The sequence below is a fragment of the Bacteroides sp. D2 genome (genome assembly GCF_025147085.1).
Taxonomy (GTDB): domain Bacteria; phylum Bacteroidota; class Bacteroidia; order Bacteroidales; family Bacteroidaceae; genus Bacteroides.
The window spans coordinates 6,221,817-6,239,965 of sequence record NZ_CP102261.1; the positions used below are offsets into that span (position 1 = coordinate 6,221,817).

Here is an 18,149-nt window from a genome sequence, read left to right on the forward strand (position 1 = left end):
ATGACAAAGAAAATATATTATATATTCACATTAATAGGAAGCCTGTTATTATCTTCCTGTGATAGTTATTTGGACATACAACCAGTAGGCCAAGTAATTCCCAATACGCTAGCTGAATACAGAGCTTTATTCACAACAGCTTACAATACAGCACTCAATGACAGAGGAATATGCGAAATCAGAACAGATATCGCAACCATATTACAGTCTGATGCCACTTCCAAAAATTCTTTAGGAGATGTTGAAAAATGGAATGATGTTAATCCGAATGCAAGTACGAGACAATTTGGATGGGCGGCCTATTATACCAATATCTATTATGCCAACGCAATCATCGATAAAAAAGATGAAATATCAGAAGGAAGCCAAGAAGATATTAATCAATTAGTTGGAGAAGCTTACCTCATGAGAGCATATATGCATTTCATATTGGTCAATCTTTATGGACAACCTTATACAGCTACCGGAGCATTAGAAACCAAAGCAGTTCCTCTAAAGCTCAATACTGATTTAGAAGAAATACCATCAAGAAATACTGTAAAGGAAATATATACCTCTATTTTATCTGATATAGAAACAGCACGGAAACTGATTAATAAAAAAGAATGGGAAATTCAATATTCATACCGTTTTTCAACATTATCAGTAGATGCTATGGAATCACGGGTATATTTATACATGGGTGAATGGAGCAAATCTTATGAAGCTTCGGAACGTGTATTAGCCGGAAAATCGACATTGGTAAACCTAAATGATGAAGGAGGCAAACTTCCTAATGAATTTACATCTGTAGAAATGATCACTGCCTATGAAGTTTTTCCAAATAGCGATTATGCCGGATCACTCTTACTTTACCCTTCATTTTTACAAGAATATGAGGAAGGAAAAGATCTACGTCCAAACAAGTATTATCAAGCAAATAAAAATGGAAATTATACTTCCATCAAAAGTGGTGAATCTAAATTCAAATGTACTTTCCGCACCGGAGAGCTTTATTTAAATTCAGCAGAAGCTGCTGCACATTTAAACAAATTACCTGAAGCACGTACCCGGCTCTTGAAACTAATAGAGAATCGTTATACATCAGAAGGTTATGAGCAGAAAAAGAATGAAATAAATGCGATGAGCCAAGAAAAGCTAGTCACAGAAATTCTGAAAGAACGTGCTCGCGAGCTTGCTTTTGAAGGCCATCGCTGGTTTGATTTACGCCGAACTACCCGACCGGAAATCAAAAAAGAAATTGAAGATGTAACCTACACACTTGTACAAGATGATTCCCGTTACACATTGCGTATTCCACAAGATGCAATTGATGCTAATCCCGGACTTTTAAACTAATAACCAAGCATTTTTCATAGAAACAAACCGCCTGACATCATAGACTAAAAAGCTCCCTTTACCTAAAGCGTAAAAGGAGCTTTTTTTAATCTATCTACTAGCCATTTCTCATTTTGTACACCTACCTCATTCACCATTAAATCTTTATCCCCTAAAAGCATTGTTCTTTAACAAGAAATCCGTATCTTTGTAGCGACTTATTACGATTAATAACGTAGAAGCGTTTAGAATATTATCTCTATTCAGAATCTGGTAAATTCTTTAATTGGGGAGATAATGGCAACTAAGCGTTCACGTCTTTGTTATATGCAAGGGCGTGGACTCTGTTGTTCATTTCCCAATAGGTTTACCAGAGCCTTGAATAGAATGAACTAACGACGTCCACGCTTCTCTTGTATATATATGGTATCCGGACGCTTACCACACAAACAATAAAGGTAATGAGCAGCACTATTACAAAGTTCTTCGCTTCTTTTTTAGCTTATGGGGTAGCTAATAAGAAAAAGCGCTTCTCGGCAATTGGCCGTTTCTCCGAAGGATTGGCTCCGGTAAAAGGAAAAATCCAATGGGGATACATTAATAAAGAGTATGACATTGTCATTCCTCTAATGTATGAACGGGCTTTCTCGTTTAAAGAAGGATTAGGGATGGTAGTACTCAATTCTCAATACGGATTCATCGACCATACCGGACAAATACGGATTCCGTTTAAATACGCAGCCGCTCACTCGTTTGAGCAAGAATGTGCACGAGTATGTCACGATGGATTATGGGGACTGATTGACAGACAAGGAAACTACATTCTTCCACCGACTTACAGTCAAATGGAGCAATTCGCGGAAGGATTAGCCCTCGTCTCACTACACAACAAAGTAGGATTCATTAATAAGAAAGGAGAAGTTGTCATTCCGCTGGAATATGATAACGGATGCTCTTTTTCCGAAGGATTGGCTGCTGTTTGCATTGAAAGCCAGTCATCCAAGTGGGGATACATAAACAAAGATAATGAAGAAGTACTTCCTTTTAAGTACGATATTGCAGAACCCTTTTATAACAACATAGCTCGAGTGGGTCTCTATGGAAAAAGCATGAAAATCAACAAGCAGGGCAGTGAATGTCTATAAAACAACCACTCTACGCATTTATTCATCTCAACACGCGAAGACATTCTGTTCTAAAACATCCCCTTACGAACAACAACGTAAGGGGATTTTTCGTACTTTCGAACATGTTAAATCTTTAATACGCAACATTATGATTATCGGAGTACCAAAGGAAATCAAAAACAATGAGAACCGTGTAGGCATGACACCTTCGGGAGTGGCTGAAGTGGTAAAACAAGGGCATCGGGTATTTATCCAACATACAGCGGGAATAAATAGCGGTTTTCCGGATGAAGCATATCAAGCTGTCGGCGCACATATCCTGCCAACAATAGAAGATATTTACGCCACTGCCGAGATGATCGTAAAGGTGAAAGAGCCGATAATCACTGAATATAACTTAATAAGAAAAGGACAGTTACTATTCACTTATTTCCATTTTGCTTCCGACAGGGAGTTAACCCTTGCCATGCTCTCCAACAAATCAATATGCCTGGCTTACGAAACTGTAGAAGAAGCAGACCACACATTACCTTTATTAATTCCGATGAGCGAAGTTGCCGGACGTATGTCTATTCAGGAAGGCGCCCGTTTTCTGGAAAAACCGCAAGGCGGAAAAGGTATCCTTTTGGGAGGTGTACCAGGTGTTAAACCAGCTAAAGTATTAATTTTAGGAGGTGGAGTTGTAGGTAGCAATGCTGCACAAATGGCTGCTGGAATGGGGGCAGATGTCACTATTACAGATATAAATCTGGCACGTCTGCGCTATTTGAGCGAGACACTGCCGAAGAATGTAAAGACATTGTACGCATCCGAACTAAGAATCAGAAAAGAATTGCCGGATGTTGATTTAGTTGTCGGCTCTGTACTGATTCCCGGTGATAAAGCACCACATTTGATTACCAAAGAAATGCTTTCAATAATGCAGCCCGGCACAGTATTAGTAGATGTAGCAATCGATCAGGGAGGATGTTTCGAGACCTCTCACCCGACCACTCACAGTGCACCGACCTATATTGTAGATGGAATCGTGCATTATGCAGTAGCTAATATTCCGGGAGCTGTACCTTACACTTCCACCCTTGCACTGACCAATGCTACCCTCCCCTATGTGATCGCTTTAGCAAATAAGGGATGGAAAAAAGCCTGCAAAGAGAATCCAGCATTAGCACTCGGATTAAATATCGTAGAAGGAAAAATCGTTTATAAGGCCGTAGCCGACGTATTTGGTTTAAAGTACGATCCTATCAGCCTATAACTATGCATTTTCACCATACAGTAACACAAAGTCTTACAGAGTTTTTTCTTTTTCAAAATAAGGCCATCTCAATGTCTTACGCCTTCGATTGATGATCTTTTAAAAAAACTCTGCAAGACTTTGTATTACTCTGTGGTGAGCTATATCTTTAAAATAAATAATCTTTCTTTGCTGCCCGTTGATAAGCCGCTACCAATTCGTCCATTACTTCTGCCACAGACTGCCGACGGGATATGATTGCCGAAACTTGTCCGATCTCCAATTCCCCTTCTTCCAGATCACCTTCGAAGATTCCTTTTTTAGCACGCCCCCGTCCTAATAAAGTTCTCAAATCTTCTGCACTAGCACCACTATCTTCAGCCTTCTCCACCGCTTCGCGGAAAGCATTCTTTACCAAACGTGTCGGAGCCAGCTTTTTCAACAACAACTTAGTATCCCCTTCTCTGAGACTCAAGCAATAATCTTTAAATACCGAACTCGCTGAACTCTCTTCAGTAAGAGCAAAACGGGTTCCTATCTGCACCCCTTCGGCTCCCAACACCATAGCAGCCAATACTCCTTCCCCTGTGCCGACACCTCCTGCAGCTATCAAAGGTAATGTTGTAGCCTCACGTACAGCCGGAATCAAACAGAAAGTCGTTGTTTCTTCGCGTCCATTATGCCCTCCGGCTTCAAACCCTTCTGCCACTACCGCATCTACTCCAGCCTCCTCACATTTTACAGCAAAACGGGAAGAAGAAACAACATGAACAACCGTTATTCCACGCTCTTTCAACCACCCAGTCCACGTTTTCGGATTTCCGGCAGAGGTAAAAACAATCTTCACTCCCTCTTCCACCACAATATTCATAATCTCTTCTATCTGGGGATACATCAAAGGAATGTTTACACCAAAAGGCAATTTCGTGGCCGCATTACATTTACGGATATGCTCGCGTAAAGTGTCCGGATGCATGGAACCGGCACCGATCAATCCCAGTCCACCGGCATTGCTCACAGCAGAAGCAAGACGCCAACCGCTACACCACACCATACCACCTTGAATAATAGGATACCGAATACCCAGAAGAGAAGTAATTCTATTCATAACCAATAATTTATCTATGTGTTAATATACTAAGATACCAATAATAGCGACAAAGCTATATAACAATGCGCCAACATAACAACACACAAATATACTAATTATTCAATTACAAACATTCTCTAGTCAGCACATTAGCGCATTGCTACATCAACACATCATTATAACGCCTTCAACGGGCAATCTGTTCAATTGGTTTATTTATCAACACAGTGGTAGAATCTCCATAAGTTCTCAACACTTCCAATGTGCGGGCACGGTTATCCCGTCCCGTCTTATTCCAGAAATCTTTTGTAAAGACAGCCATCAGGTCAAGTCCGCCGATAGTTCCACCATTGATATACACTCCACTCCCACCAAACAAGGGAATAGGTGCATCCATCACTACCGTGTTCACCATCATTCCGTTAGCACGTTCACCCAACTGACGGAAACGCACCCCACTCGCCTGTATCTCATCCAACGACTTACGCATTCCCTTTGCCATCGGATTGCGTGCCCAGTTTGAATAAGATCTTTGATGGCGTATCTCGTAGAAAGGATCACCCCGCCAGGTATTTTTATCGATCTTTATCTTCTTCTGATAGATGGGATCCCAGTTATAGCGGGTATTCGCTTTATATGGCATCAGAGTCAACATCACTTTCGGTTTAGGCAACGCTTCAGGAAACGATTCGTCAGGCATCATCCAGCTTTTCTCCTCCGACATCCGGGGAGTACCCACTGCGCTTCCGAAATCAATCGACTTCACAGCATCCATATTTAAATGCAACTCCTGGTCACTCTCCAGCAATTTCTTCAAATGCAAAGAATCTTGCGCCGTCCATACTTGCGAATATGCAAATACAGCGGTCAGGCACAGTGCCATCGTTGTTATAACCCGTTTTAATCCATCCATTCTTTTTACTCTTTCATTACCTATATTTCGGAGCACTTCATATACATTTGTACGTATAAGAGGCTATCTTTTGAGCGTAATAATCCCCCTGTCAGCAGCAAAAGACTACTGATACAAACAAATATTCCCACATGAATGTTTCCTATTTTTTACTTTCCGAAGGCTCCTCCCCCTTTATTACCACCAACGATAACCCGATCCACAAAGCGGCTCATCGTAACACGGATCAATTGTCCATCTCGTTTTCGGATATTGGCGTTCTTCCCACCAACTACGATAACAAGCGGCTGCATCGAGTACTTCCTCATCGGTCAGGAAATAGATTGCTTCATAATTTTCAGCATTCGCCAATACCATTTTGCAACCTAATGACGGAGGTGTGCCCTGACGGATAGATTCAATCACCCAAAGCATACACTCACCCAACCGAATCTTACCGTTGTTCATATTATAAACCGACGGAAAAGAAGGGATAATAGTCAGATCTTCTGCATATTTTAAAAGTTCGGGGATATCCTCTTCCGTGAAATGAGGAACCTCCACCACCCCTTTTTCATTCTTCATCTTGTACGTACCCGACTTCAATTGCTTCACAAAAAGAGCAACATCCGGATTGTTATAATCCATTTCTTCGCTGGTGCATCCTGTAAAGGATACGATCAGGCAAACAGCCATCCACAGCATTAGTAGTGTTTTTTTCATTTTCATAAGGATTAATACGTCATGCGAAGTCCGCAAAGTAAATTAAAATTAGTCGGCCGTTTTGTTCGTACCGTAGCCAGTTTCGAATCTGTTTTGAAATGATGCGAAACTCCGGGTTCGGCAAAAACAGCAAGTCGGTCATTAATCTTATAGTTGATTCCAATACCGGCAGTCACTGCCAGCTGGATAGGTTCTTCTTTAAAACTGTTGTCCGGTGCACCGGCAATACATTTATCGGCTACTCCTCCTACAGTAGCGTAAAGGTCGATTTTTTTCGTATCTACCAACGTCACGTTCACTTTAACGGGGATTCCCAGATAGTGCAAGTGCTGCCCTGCAGAACGGAGGTTCGAATAGAGCAATCCAGTTTCTATGCCAAGAAAATCGTTCAACTTACGCTCTACCGTCACCCCTGCGGAAACCGGCATTTTATAAGTACCGTTATCTGCCGGAAGTGCTGTACCCACTTGAACTTTCATCGCCCAGCGATGCTTTTTCACTGCTTTGGGTTGAGACATATCGACATTCGACTGTTCTTCCGAAGCGACAGATGATCCTGTATTACCGTTTGTTGCCTGCCAATAACCATTATGCCCCTGATTACCATATCTGTTGCCATTTCCCGTAGAAGTAGTGGAAGAAAAAGAAAACGACATAGAGAAAGTGATAGAAAGAGAATCTTCTTCCTCCGTATATTGCGACAGCATACCGTAAGATTTCGGAGCCGGTTTCGGCAACACCGGTTCTACCGGCAACGGCAACTGATTGACGCGTATTCCATCTCCATCCATCTGTCCTCCATTCGTCACGGCTATCTTTGTAAATGCTTCTTCCATTTCCTCCTTTGGAGAGAAATACAAGAAAGTAGCCGACGAGGCTGCCAAAACAAGCAATACAGATGCCGCAGCCGCTACACGGAAGAGCAGAATCCGACGACGATGCTGGCAAGCCACAGGAATTTCCTGCGAGAGCTCTTCCCAAAAGCCATCCCGTACACTCATCCCGGCATCAGCGAGACGCGTGCGAAACAGATCGGTTATTTCATCATTTTCTTTCTTCATGATTTCTATACTCTTTAATTCTTTTTGCTAACAAATATTTGGCCCGGTGCAGCTGCGAAGTAGATGAATGCTCTTTAATATGAAGCATCTTGGCTATCTCCTTGTGCGATTTCTCTTCAAACACATAAAGGTTGAAAACGGTTCGGCAACCATCCGGCAATTCGGCAATAAAAGCCATCAACTGCTCTTCGGAGATTCCAGCCCCTCCTCCCGAATCCGATATATCCGGTATATCGGGAAGCTGCTCTTCATGCACTACCAACTGGCTGACTCGCTTCTCCCGTCGCAGGAAATCGAGTGATTGAGTAACCATCACCCGGGTAATCCATGTACAAAGTGAAGACTCACCCCGGAACGAAAAGTTGGTAAAAATCTTGATGAAACCGTCATGCAGTACATCGTGCGCCGCATCCATATCGCCCGTATAGCGGAAACATACCGCCAGCATCTGCTTGGAATAGAGAGTGTAAAGTTCCTTTCGGGCTGAATCCTTTCCTGCCCGACAGCCCTTTATAAGTTCTATCTCGTTTTCCAAAGTCAATTACTTTTTTTAAAATCGAACGTATGTCTGCGTCGTTTGCTCATTAGACGCGAGAGTTTGAGGAATGCTGCAAGGAATATTGCTAAAAGAAGTTAAAGGATAGAAATAATAAACGGGAAAGAAAAAACGGTGAACGATAAACGGTAAATGATGAACAAAGCTGCGCATAATCATGCTACAAAATATCCACCGTTTACTGTTTATCGTTCACCGCTTACAGTTCACCGCTTATTATACTATCAGCATGCTTTGAAACTCATGTCCAGTCCTTTCACTGAATGAGTCAAAGCTCCTACAGAGATGAAGTCTACGCCACATTCGGCATACTCACGAAGAGTATCAAAGGTGATACCACCCGAAGATTCGGTTTCGTATTTGCCTGCTACCATCTCTACTGCTTTCTTTGTCATTTCGGGAGTGAAGTTATCAAACATGATACGGTCTACTCCGCCGAGATCAAGAACTTGCTGCAGTTCGTCGAAGCTGCGGACTTCTATTTCTATTTTCAGGTCTTTACCTTTTTCCTTGCAATATTCTTTGGCACGAGTGATTGCTTTGTCGATACCTCCGGCAAAGTCCACATGATTGTCTTTCAGAAGAATCATGTCGAACAGACCAATACGATGGTTTACTCCGCCACCGATTTTCACTGCCATTTTTTCGAGGATACGCATACCGGGAGTTGTTTTGCGGGTATCAAGCACACGGGTATTTGTTCCTTCCAATACCTTTGCATATTTACGCGTCATTGTTGCAATACCGCTCATACGCTGCATCACGTTCAACATCAGGCGTTCGGTTTGAAGTAAAGATTGCACTTTTCCTTCCACTACCATTGCTACATCACCCGGTTTCACTTCTGTTCCGTCATTAATAAACACTTCCACTTTCATGGTAGGATCAAAACGGTTGAAGATTTCTTTAGCTACTTCGATGCCAGCCAACACACCGGCTTCTTTGATAAGCAATTTTGATTTTCCCATTGCCGTAGCGGGAATACATGAAAGGGTGGTATGATCGCCATCACCTATATCTTCTGCAAAAGCAAGATCGATCAACTTGTCGATCAGTTCTTTTTCCTTATTCATTGATCTTGTCAATTCTTATTTGATGTATTAAATATTGATTCTGTACTTTCTTCAGGAAGCAGTTCACACGAAAGTTCCCATTAGTAGTAGCCAACGTACCGATAACGAAACTCGATTCGTCTCGTTTTCCCTGATGGTTCACGTTAAATCCGCTGACTTTATTCTCCGTAAAGAATTCCTGCATCATAGCTGTTGCTTTCTGCTTGTCAACGCTTGTCGAGCGACCTTGGAGCACCAGATTTACCTTGTCCCCCATATACTTACTTAGCTCTTGCGAGCTTCCTCTTTTAAATGCCGTTATCACTCCTGCCGGTATCTCTTGTGCCATCAGCAACGAGAGAGAAAGAAGCAAAGTGGCCATTCCTACGAGCACTCGTTTTTTCATAAATACAAGCTTTTAAGTTGTAGTTTAAAGGCTTAAACTTTCAACTAATGATAGGCAAAGGTAAGCATTAATTGCAGAATAACATAAAAAATGCCTATTTTTGTGCAATAATCAGAATTGTAGACGTATGAAAACAACCTTGCTCGTCGTAGGACGAACCGTAGAACAACACTATATAACTGCCATCAATGACTATATCCAGCGCACCAAACGGTCTATCACTTTTGATATGGAAGTGATTCCCGAACTGAAAAACACCAAGAGTCTTTCAATGGAAGTGCAGAAAGAAAAGGAAGGGGAACTGATATTAAAAGCTCTCCAACCGGGCGACGTGGTGGTATTGCTCGATGAGCACGGAAAAGAAATGCGTTCTCTGGAGTTTGCCGAATATATGAAGCGAAAAATGAACACGGTCAACAAACGACTGGTATTCATTATCGGAGGGCCTTATGGCTTTTCAGAAAAGGTTTATCAAGCGGCACACGAAAAGATTTCAATGTCGAAGATGACTTTCTCTCATCAGATGATCCGGCTGATATTCGTTGAGCAGATTTATCGGGCGATGACTATATTGAATGGAGGGCCGTATCATCATGAATAAACTACATCCACAAAGATGCACCGTGAAAAATGAATTATACAATAAAGAAGATGGATATCATTATCCATTCTTCTCTTCTATATAAAGTTTATTAAATACCTGCCGGAGTTCGTCTTCATTAGTAATCAAATTCCGAAGTTCTGCCAACCGTCCGGCATTATCCGATTGGGGTATCCATAACTTCAGATACCCTCCTTCTGCATATTTTTCAGTTAGATGTTTCCGAAAACGGGCATATTGCTCTTCTTTATCCATCTCCGGATAATGAGACAGCCCATATTGTACGGTACGACGTAAAGTAACTTCGGGATCAATAATTCGGTCAGCCTCGGCAACAATCATTCCATAGATTGTTCTGGGAGCCTGTTTATTGGAAGCCCGATGATCTTCTATCGCCTCTTTCATCTGCAACAGCTGCTCATCCGTAAACCAACGCCGCAAAGTTTCGTCGGCTAGCAACACTTTGCCGGAGGTTATATGATGAAATTCACGTCCTTCATACAACCCCAGGTCATGATAAGCAGCGATGACATAAACCATCGAATAATCGACTTCATAATGCGTCGCTAATTTCAGACTTTCCTCAATTACCTTTTCTACATGGTCAATTTGATGCGCTTTATCAAAGTTAGCGTATTGAGGAATAATACTTTGCCGAACATAGTTTTGTAATTCAGCAGGCACATGATGAGTCATATTCGATCTTTTTAGCTAGTGAATTCTTTTATTTATATTATTCCCGATTCATCAAACGATGTTCTGCCATCTGTTCGAACTTTGTTCCCGGACGACCATAATTGGCATACGGATAAATGGAAATACCACCACGAGGAGTAAATATTCCCGTTACTTCTATGTATTTGGGACTCATCAATCGGATAAGATCTTTCATTATGATATTCACACAATCTTCATGAAAGGCTCCATGACTGCGGAAACTGAAAAGATAGAGTTTCAAACTCTTACTTTCTACCATTTTTATATCAGGAATGTAGCTGATACGTATTTCGGCAAAGTCCGGCTGTCCGGTAATAGGACACAGACTTGTGAACTCCGGGCAGTTGAAACGTACCCAGTAATCATTTTCAGGATGCTTATTATCAAAGGCTTCCAGTACTTCAGGAGCATAATCTTGTTTATACTCGGTTTTTCTTCCTAATAAGGAAAGTTGGTCTTTTAATTCTGTCATTGCACTCATTAACTACAACCTCTACTCTAAACAAAAAAACGCATTTCTTCTTTCACCTATCACCGTCCTGCCTCAAACGCCTTATTCATCGAGGTTTTAGTGGTGAAGGATTCATTTCACAACCTATCACCGCATCTATCACCTATCACCATCAACTCTTATCCTACGTTTGCTTTCTCCTCATCTTACTTGTTACGGTGTGTTTCATTGCCTGAAACAATGTGTTTCCCGCCTTGAAACAAAGTGTTTCATTACTTGGAACAAACTGTTTCAAGTCTTGGAACTTATAGTTTCAAGCGTTAGAAACTTTAGTTTCCTACCGTTGAAACTTTAGTTTCTCACTGATGAAACAACAGTTTCAAGCTGTTGAAACTAATCTAAGCCAATACATTCCGGACAGAAACTACTATCATTTATTAATTAGAACTTACCGGTGACAATAGATGTGACGGCAAAATGTCAAATTTAGCTGCTGTCACTACTTGCTGTCACAAACTAGAAATCTTATAATCAAACATTTATCTACAACAATGTGACAGATGACAGCAAAAAAACGCATTTTAATCTCTATGTAGAGATATTATTGATTCTTACTTTTTAAATACTTTTCCAATCCTTCCCGACGCAATGTACAAGCCGGGCAATGTCCGCAACCATCTCCCTGAACGCCATTATAACAGGTCAAAGTCTCGGTGCGAATCAGTTCCAATACCCCCAGTTCGTCGGCCAATGCCCATGTTTCTGCCTTATCAATCCACATCAAAGGGGTATGAATCACAAATTGTTCATCCATAGCCAGATTGAGAGTTACATTAAGAGATTTGATAAAGGCATCACGGCAATCGGGATAACCGCTGAAATCTGTTTGAGAAACTCCCGTTACCAAATGATTAATACCACGTTCACGGGCATATACTGCTGCGATACTTAGAAAAAACAGATTACGTCCCGGAACAAAGGTATTAGGAACGCTATCTGCAGGTTTTTCCTGATCCATCACCATCGTAGTATCGGTCAATGAATTATGACCTAACTGTCCGATAAAGGAAACATCCATCACATCAAATTCCACTTCCGCTTTCCGGGCTATCTCCCGTGCAAGCTCCACTTCTTTCTGATGCTTCTGACCATAAAGAAAACTCAAGGCATATACTTTCTTAAAGTTGCGTTTTGCCCAAAACAAACAAGTGGTAGAATCCTGCCCACCACTAAACACAACCAATGCTGCTTCTCTATTCATATTCTATATTAAATATCTTTGACTTTCAATACATTATAAGAGATATTGGTGTCGTAAACATCGCTACCGTCTATTTTCTTGATTGCTTTCACCACACGAATTGTCACCGGAAGGATAATAACTTCATACATGGATTTCAGCACAATCTGAATCCCCATCATGATAAGCAGTTCTTTCCAGGCAATAACTCCACCAAAAGCTACCGGGAAGAAAATCAATGAATCGGCAGTCTCACCTACAACAGTCGACCAGATGGCACGGGCCGAAAAGTTACGCCCCTGACTGGCTACTTTCATCTTACTCATCACATACGCATTGAGAAATGAGCCTACCAGAAAAGCCATCAGACTGGCAGCCACAATACGGGGAGCCATGCCGAACACAAAATTGAAATGTTCCTCGCCCTCCCAGAAAGGAGCAGCCGGAATGGCAACAGCTATCAACCCAAGAGCAACCACGAAGAAGTTCATGGCAAAACCGCTCCAAATGATGAGCCGCGCTTTCTTGAATCCCCAAACCTCGGCGATACAATCATTAATAATATAAGAAATAGGAAAAACCAATAATCCGGCTGTCACGGTCAGACTACCTACCTGAATTACTTTTGTTTCAAGAAGATTGGCTGCAATGAGACAGACATTAAACAGAATGCCCAGCAGCATAAAGGGTACAGATACTTTTTCTTTCATAATTCCTGTTTTTTACGTGGTGTTCTAGAATACACGACCGCTATTCACGGCATCATACATTTTTTATTCTTTCGGAGTGCAAAGGTAAAAAATAAAACTGGAATTATCACATTCATCTTACCAGAATCTGTCTTCCCGATAATTGAAGAAAAAATAAGCCTCCCTGTCAGTCGTCGTATTCTGACAGGAAGGCTCATCACTTTGACCTTAAAAACACATCACTCAATCAGGCATCCGCATCAAGAGGAGAAGTCTTTCAATTCCTCTTTCAACCGCTTACGGATGAAAAACAAACGGCTCTTTACCGTTCCCATCGGCAAGCCTAATTTTTCGGCAATTTCTCTATACTTAAATCCGGCTACAAACATCTGAAAAGGCACTTTCATCTCTTCCGGTATGGAATGTATCACCCGGTACAACTGTTTCATATCATACGTAAACTCGAATCTATCAGCATCTTCATCTTCTATCAGATGTTGTTGATTGATGGAGTAACTATCATCAATCAGGTTCATTTCACGAACTGTGCGACGGTAGTTGTTCACGAAAATATTACGCATAAGCGTATACATCCATCCCTTCAGATTTTTGCTATACGTAAACTTCTCCTGATTATCTAATGCCTGCAACAAACAATCCTGAACCAAATCATTAGCAGATTCGCGGTCTGCCGTCAATTTATATGCGAAGCGATGCAAATCCGGTTGTATCGCTAATATTCCTTGAGTAAAATCAACTTTTTCCATCGTCGTATTTCCTTTATCTAATTAGTACGATACAAAGGTCCGTTTTTTTAGAATCATTATAAATAGCAATTCTTCCGATTAGTTTGGCAATTTTTCCTTTGCCCCTCTCAACCATTTCTTTTTTTAGTTGTTCATTGGGCATTCACCTAAAACTTAACTGATAATGAAAACAAGCTTTAAAATGGTAGCTATGCTACTGGGGATAGGAATTTTCCCCCTCTGTGCCTATGCACAACAGAAGGTAGTCATCGAAGATGAAGAACCGAATTCTATCATGTTTGTTTCGAAAAACAAAGCAGGAGATGAAATCATCCGAATCATGAACGACCGTTCGCAGATGCGTTTCCACGACCCGAATGCTCCCCGTTTCCTGCTAACCGACCAGAAAGGGAAATTTGCCCTGGGTATCGGAGGATATGTTCGTGCAACAGCAGAGTATGACTTTAACGGTATCGTAAATGATGTCGATTTCTATCCGGCATTGATTCCACAACGCGGAAGCGGCAATTTTGCCAAGAATCAATTCCAGATGGACATCACCACTTCTACCCTATTCCTCAAACTGGTAGGACGTACGAAACATCTGGGAGACTTCGTTGTCTACACAGCCGGAAACTTCCGGGGTGACGGAAAAACCTTTGAATTGCAGAATGCTTATGCGCAATTCCTCGGTTTCACGATCGGATACAGCTACGGTTCGTTCATGGACCTCTCCGCACTGCCTCCTACCATCGACTTTGCAGGTCCTAACGGATCAGCCTTTTACCGCACTACGCAATTGAGCTATATGTGCGATAAGTTGAAAAACTGGAAATTCGGTGTTTCGATGGAAATGCCTTCAGTAGACGGTACAACCAACAATGACTTGTCTATCAACACCCAACGAATGCCGGACTTTGCCACTTCCGTACAGTATAACTGGAATAGTAGCAGTCACGTTAAATTAGGTGCCATTGTCCGTAGTATGACCTACTCAAGTAATGTACATGAGAAAGCCTATTCCGCCACCGGCTTCGGTCTGCAAGCATCTACAACTTTCAATATTACGAAGAAATTACAGGCATTCGGACAGTTTAATTATGGAAAAGGTATCGGATCTTACCTGAACGATTTAAGTAATCTGAACGTAGATATCGTTCCCGATCCTGATAATGAGGGAAAAATGCAGGTTCTCCCAATGCTGGGATGGTATGCAGGGTTGCAATACAACCTTTGTCCGAGCATCTTTATATCCGGTACATATAGTTTATCCAGACTTTATTCTGAAAACGGATATCCAAGTGAAAATCCGGAATCCTATCGCAAAGGACAATACCTGGTAGCTAATGCTTTCTGGAATGTAAGCAGTAACCTGCAAGTCGGTGTTGAATATTTAAGAGGATGGCGCACTGATTTCAGTTCCGCAACTCGTCACGCTAACCGGTTGAATATGCTGGTACAGTATTCTTTCTAAATAAACATAGAACAGTAAAACAAAAAAGCCGTCTCAACATCATGTCCGAGACGGCTTTTCTATACATATAAAGGATTAGAAATTTAGAACTTGTAGTTCACGCTCACGCCAAATACTTTATTGGTACGGCTATAAACGTCTTTATCTACTAATGATGCCATTGATTCAGGCAAACCACCCCGTCGTGGATTTTCTTTGGTATAATCACTGTATGTAGTCCAAAAATAAGCAACATCAAGGCTCAATGCCTGTGTGAAATTAATGCGACCTCCGAAACCTACAGAATAAGAATCACAAGAGAAACTTGTATCTGATTGAAAAGCATCGCTCAATCCGTAGTCTGTTTTCTGATAACCTCCACTGACTGTGAACAGTTTATTGATATCCCATTCAACACCGGCCAAGTACTCGTGTGTACCATGTTTCAGTGTCTTCTGTTTGCCATCCGCCATACCGGCATTCTTATCATCAAAGAAATGGTATTCTACCGACGCTCTCAACGATGGCAAAAATTCATAACTTGCTGCTACAGAAAGCATAGAAGGAAGGTCGCTCGGCGTGTTCACACCATTCGCATAAGGTGCCATAAAATCCGCAGCTGCATCCGGAAACTCACGCGTATGCGTATCATTTTCAATATTCATATTAGCCTTAAATTCGTACTTCGCTGCCAAATTCAACTTTCCGAATTTAGCATCTACACCGATAATAGGCGTCAATCCCCAACCTGTCTGGTCACAATCAAGCTCAATCTTTGTATCATCCAGTTTTTGAAGCAAAGGACCCGATTGTGCCTGAGCTGCCAGAGTTGCTTGTTCCAAACTCATACCAGGATTAGCAGCCATGATTTGTTGTACTATAGCAGCACCCAACTGTTGAGCCACACCCTCTTTCAGACTAATATTTAAGTGCCCCTTATATCCACCAGTAAAATAATTCATACGCGCACCAGCAAAAACAGAGAAGTGTTCATTAATCTTATAACTTGCTCCTAACTGAAAACCATAGATGTACTGACGACCTTCCATAGCCGAATTAATATTGTACATATTAGGTTTCAGCATCCCTCCACTCGCAGAATTTGCCAAACTAATAGCAGCCGCATCAAACATAGGCAATCCTGTGTTGAAAGAAGCTTTTCCACCACCACCTACAATGGCAAAGCTACCGGAAAACGCCCAATCACCTTTTTTATAGACAGCATGTATGGAAGGAATAACGGGAGCAGAAGCCGTCCCTTCATAATTACGCACAGTAGTCTGTCCATCCATGGTCCATAAAGGACTTGTTGCAGCAATATCACGGGTCTGATATGCACTTTGAATAGTAAGTGCTACTTGAAGACCATCTTTGGGAAGAAATGCCAGTCCGGCAGGATTACTATAAACTCCATCAACATCGATGGAAGCGCCGCGGGCTATCATGCGTAAGAAAGCAGCATTCTGATTCGTATTGGTTAGATAATCTCCGGCAAAAGTTGGAATTGAAACGATCAACATTGCAAGACCAATCAACGAAATTTTTCTCATCTAAATCTTTTTTAAAATTATTTCGGCGCAAAGATATAACAATATTGCACAGGGAGCACATATTTGTGCACTTATTTTCATTTATCCGCCATTTTAATTGAAAAATCAAACTGTTTCTAATGAAACAATCTATTTTTCGAATGATGGATTGATTAAACAAATTCACCTGTTCCAACGTTTAATATTATATAATTTATAGAATAATATTATGGCCTATACAATTGCATTTTTCGGCACAAAGCCTTATGATGAGTCCTCTTTCAATGACAAAAACAAAGAGTTCGGATTTGAGATACGCTACTACAAAGGGCATCTGAATAAGAACAACGTACTACTGACACAAGGAGTGGATGCTGTCTGCATCTTTGTGAACGACGTTGCCGACGCAGAAGTAATCCGTGTGATGGCAGCCAACGGAGTAAAACTATTGGCACTACGCTGTGCCGGATTTAATAATGTAGATTTAGATGCTGCCGCCGCTGCCGGAATTACCGTAGTACGGGTTCCTGCCTACTCTCCTTATGCCGTTGCAGAGTACACCGTAGCTCTTATGCTATCGCTAAACCGGAAAATTCCCCGTGCTTCCTGGCGTACCAAAGATGGTAATTTCTCCCTGCACGGTCTGATGGGATTCGATATGCACGGAAAAACAGCAGGCATCATCGGTACAGGAAAAATCGCGAAAATACTGATTCACATCTTAAAAGGGTTTGGAATGAACATATTGGCTTACGACCTCTATCCGGACCATAACTTCGCCCGTGAAGAACAAATAGTTTATACTTCACTGGACGAACTATATCACAATTCGGATATCATCTCTTTGCATTGCCCGCTCACCGAAGCGACCAAGTATCTGATTAACGACTACTCTATCAGCAAAATGAAAGACGGAGTTATGATTATCAATACCGGCCGTGGACAGCTGATTCATACCAATGCATTGATTGAAGGGTTGAAGAACAAGAAAATAGGTTCCGCAGGACTGGACGTATATGAGGAAGAAAGCGAATACTTTTATGAAGATCAATCCGACCGCATCATCGACGATGATGTACTCGCCCGCTTACTTTCATTCAACAATGTGATAGTCACTTCTCATCAAGCTTTTTTCACACATGAAGCGATGGAGAATATTGCGGCGACCACCCTGCAAAACATAAAAGATTTTATCAATCATAAGCCTTTGCTAAATGAAGTGAAGAAATAAAACTTTTAAGCTCCTTTCTTTGTTTACAAAACAT

General features: G+C 41.5%; 19 protein-coding genes. 6 read left to right on the forward strand and 13 right to left on the reverse strand.

All coding sequences use genetic code 11. The annotated features are described in order from the left end of the window. From NQ505_RS23565 to ald, 3 genes are all read left to right on the forward strand, one after another. Entirely contained in the window at positions 1–1,338 is a 1,338-nt protein-coding gene (locus tag NQ505_RS23565; protein WP_004304248.1) for a RagB/SusD family nutrient uptake outer membrane protein, read from the forward strand. Positions 1,339–1,778: 440 nt separating this feature from the next. Further along, on the forward strand, positions 1,779–2,462 hold the full coding sequence (locus NQ505_RS23570) for a WG repeat-containing protein (protein WP_004300751.1): 684 nt from the start codon (positions 1,779–1,781) through the stop codon (positions 2,460–2,462). Positions 2,463–2,592: 130 nt separating this feature from the next. Then, positions 2,593–3,699: an alanine dehydrogenase gene (ald, locus tag NQ505_RS23575; protein ID WP_008999893.1), complete on the forward strand. Its 1,107-nt coding sequence runs from the start codon at positions 2,593–2,595 to the stop codon at positions 3,697–3,699. A 148-nt stretch (positions 3,700–3,847) separates the two neighbouring features. Here the strand turns inward: ald and NQ505_RS23580 are convergent, their stop codons facing one another. The 7 genes from NQ505_RS23580 to NQ505_RS23610 form a co-directional block, all read right to left on the reverse strand. Continuing rightward, a complete protein-coding gene (locus tag NQ505_RS23580) occupies positions 3,848–4,786 on the reverse strand; it encodes an NAD(P)H-dependent flavin oxidoreductase (RefSeq protein WP_008999892.1) in 939 nt (312 codons plus the stop codon). A 169-nt stretch (positions 4,787–4,955) separates the two neighbouring features. Next, the gene (locus NQ505_RS23585) at positions 4,956–5,681 is read right to left on the reverse strand and encodes a DUF4858 domain-containing protein (RefSeq protein WP_032853687.1); all 726 of its coding nucleotides are present in this window, start codon (positions 5,679–5,681) and stop codon (positions 4,956–4,958) included. Between the two features lie 177 nt (positions 5,682–5,858). Next, positions 5,859–6,383 (reverse strand): DUF4943 family protein, encoded by a 525-nt coding sequence (locus tag NQ505_RS23590; protein WP_004304253.1) that lies wholly within the window; start codon positions 6,381–6,383, stop codon positions 5,859–5,861. Positions 6,384–6,394: 11 nt separating this feature from the next. Further along, positions 6,395–7,444, reverse strand: coding sequence for an outer membrane beta-barrel protein (locus tag NQ505_RS23595; RefSeq protein ID WP_008999890.1), 1,050 nt, complete (start codon positions 7,442–7,444; stop codon positions 6,395–6,397). Beyond that, complete coding sequence (locus NQ505_RS23600; RefSeq protein WP_004300758.1) at positions 7,428–7,979, reverse strand: RNA polymerase sigma factor; 552 nt, start codon at positions 7,977–7,979, stop codon at positions 7,428–7,430. The genes NQ505_RS23595 and NQ505_RS23600 overlap by 17 nt, the downstream gene beginning before the upstream one ends. Before the next feature lie 245 nt (positions 7,980–8,224). Continuing rightward, positions 8,225–9,073, reverse strand: coding sequence for a carboxylating nicotinate-nucleotide diphosphorylase (gene nadC, locus NQ505_RS23605; RefSeq protein WP_004300759.1), 849 nt, complete (start codon positions 9,071–9,073; stop codon positions 8,225–8,227). Next, on the reverse strand, positions 9,066–9,458 hold the full coding sequence (locus NQ505_RS23610; protein WP_004304257.1) for a DUF4783 domain-containing protein: 393 nt from the start codon (positions 9,456–9,458) through the stop codon (positions 9,066–9,068). The genes nadC and NQ505_RS23610 overlap by 8 nt, the downstream gene beginning before the upstream one ends. Positions 9,459–9,585: 127 nt before the next feature. Here NQ505_RS23610 and rlmH point away from each other — a divergent pair, with 127 nt between their 5' ends. Then, entirely contained in the window at positions 9,586–10,059 is a 474-nt protein-coding gene (rlmH, locus tag NQ505_RS23615; protein ID WP_032853686.1) for a 23S rRNA (pseudouridine(1915)-N(3))-methyltransferase RlmH, read from the forward strand. A 60-nt stretch (positions 10,060–10,119) separates the two neighbouring features. Here the strand turns inward: rlmH and NQ505_RS23620 are convergent, their stop codons facing one another. The 5 genes from NQ505_RS23620 to NQ505_RS23640 all read right to left on the reverse strand — a co-directional run bounded on the left by NQ505_RS23620 (position 10,120) and on the right by NQ505_RS23640 (position 13,923). Then, positions 10,120–10,755, reverse strand: a complete 636-nt coding sequence (locus NQ505_RS23620; protein ID WP_004321440.1) for an HD domain-containing protein — start codon at positions 10,753–10,755, stop codon at positions 10,120–10,122. Between the two features lie 37 nt (positions 10,756–10,792). Continuing rightward, positions 10,793–11,248, reverse strand: a complete 456-nt coding sequence (queF, locus tag NQ505_RS23625) for a preQ(1) synthase (protein WP_004321441.1) — start codon at positions 11,246–11,248, stop codon at positions 10,793–10,795. A gap of 580 nt (positions 11,249–11,828) precedes the next feature. Beyond that, the gene (gene queC, locus NQ505_RS23630) at positions 11,829–12,488 is read right to left on the reverse strand and encodes a 7-cyano-7-deazaguanine synthase QueC (RefSeq protein WP_004300765.1); all 660 of its coding nucleotides are present in this window, start codon (positions 12,486–12,488) and stop codon (positions 11,829–11,831) included. An 8-nt stretch (positions 12,489–12,496) separates the two neighbouring features. After that, positions 12,497–13,177 carry a queuosine precursor transporter gene (locus tag NQ505_RS23635; RefSeq protein ID WP_004321442.1) on the reverse strand — a complete coding sequence of 227 codons (681 nt, stop codon included), beginning with the start codon at positions 13,175–13,177 and terminating at the stop codon, positions 12,497–12,499. 239 nt (positions 13,178–13,416) lie between these two features. Further along, entirely contained in the window at positions 13,417–13,923 is a 507-nt protein-coding gene (locus NQ505_RS23640; RefSeq protein ID WP_004300768.1) for an RNA polymerase sigma factor, read from the reverse strand. Between the two features lie 163 nt (positions 13,924–14,086). On the opposite strand from NQ505_RS23640, the gene NQ505_RS23645 reads away from it, so the two are divergent. Next, positions 14,087–15,376 carry a DcaP family trimeric outer membrane transporter gene (locus NQ505_RS23645; RefSeq protein ID WP_004321443.1) on the forward strand — a complete coding sequence of 430 codons (1,290 nt, stop codon included), beginning with the start codon at positions 14,087–14,089 and terminating at the stop codon, positions 15,374–15,376. 83 nt (positions 15,377–15,459) lie between these two features. Here NQ505_RS23645 and NQ505_RS23650 read toward each other — a convergent pair whose 3' ends face one another. After that, the gene (locus NQ505_RS23650) at positions 15,460–16,905 is read right to left on the reverse strand and encodes an OmpP1/FadL family transporter (RefSeq protein WP_008648779.1); all 1,446 of its coding nucleotides are present in this window, start codon (positions 16,903–16,905) and stop codon (positions 15,460–15,462) included. Between the two features lie 208 nt (positions 16,906–17,113). Here NQ505_RS23650 and NQ505_RS23655 point away from each other — a divergent pair, with 208 nt between their 5' ends. Then, a complete protein-coding gene (locus tag NQ505_RS23655; protein ID WP_004304300.1) occupies positions 17,114–18,115 on the forward strand; it encodes a 2-hydroxyacid dehydrogenase in 1,002 nt (333 codons plus the stop codon). The last annotated feature ends 34 nt before the right edge of the window (positions 18,116–18,149 follow it).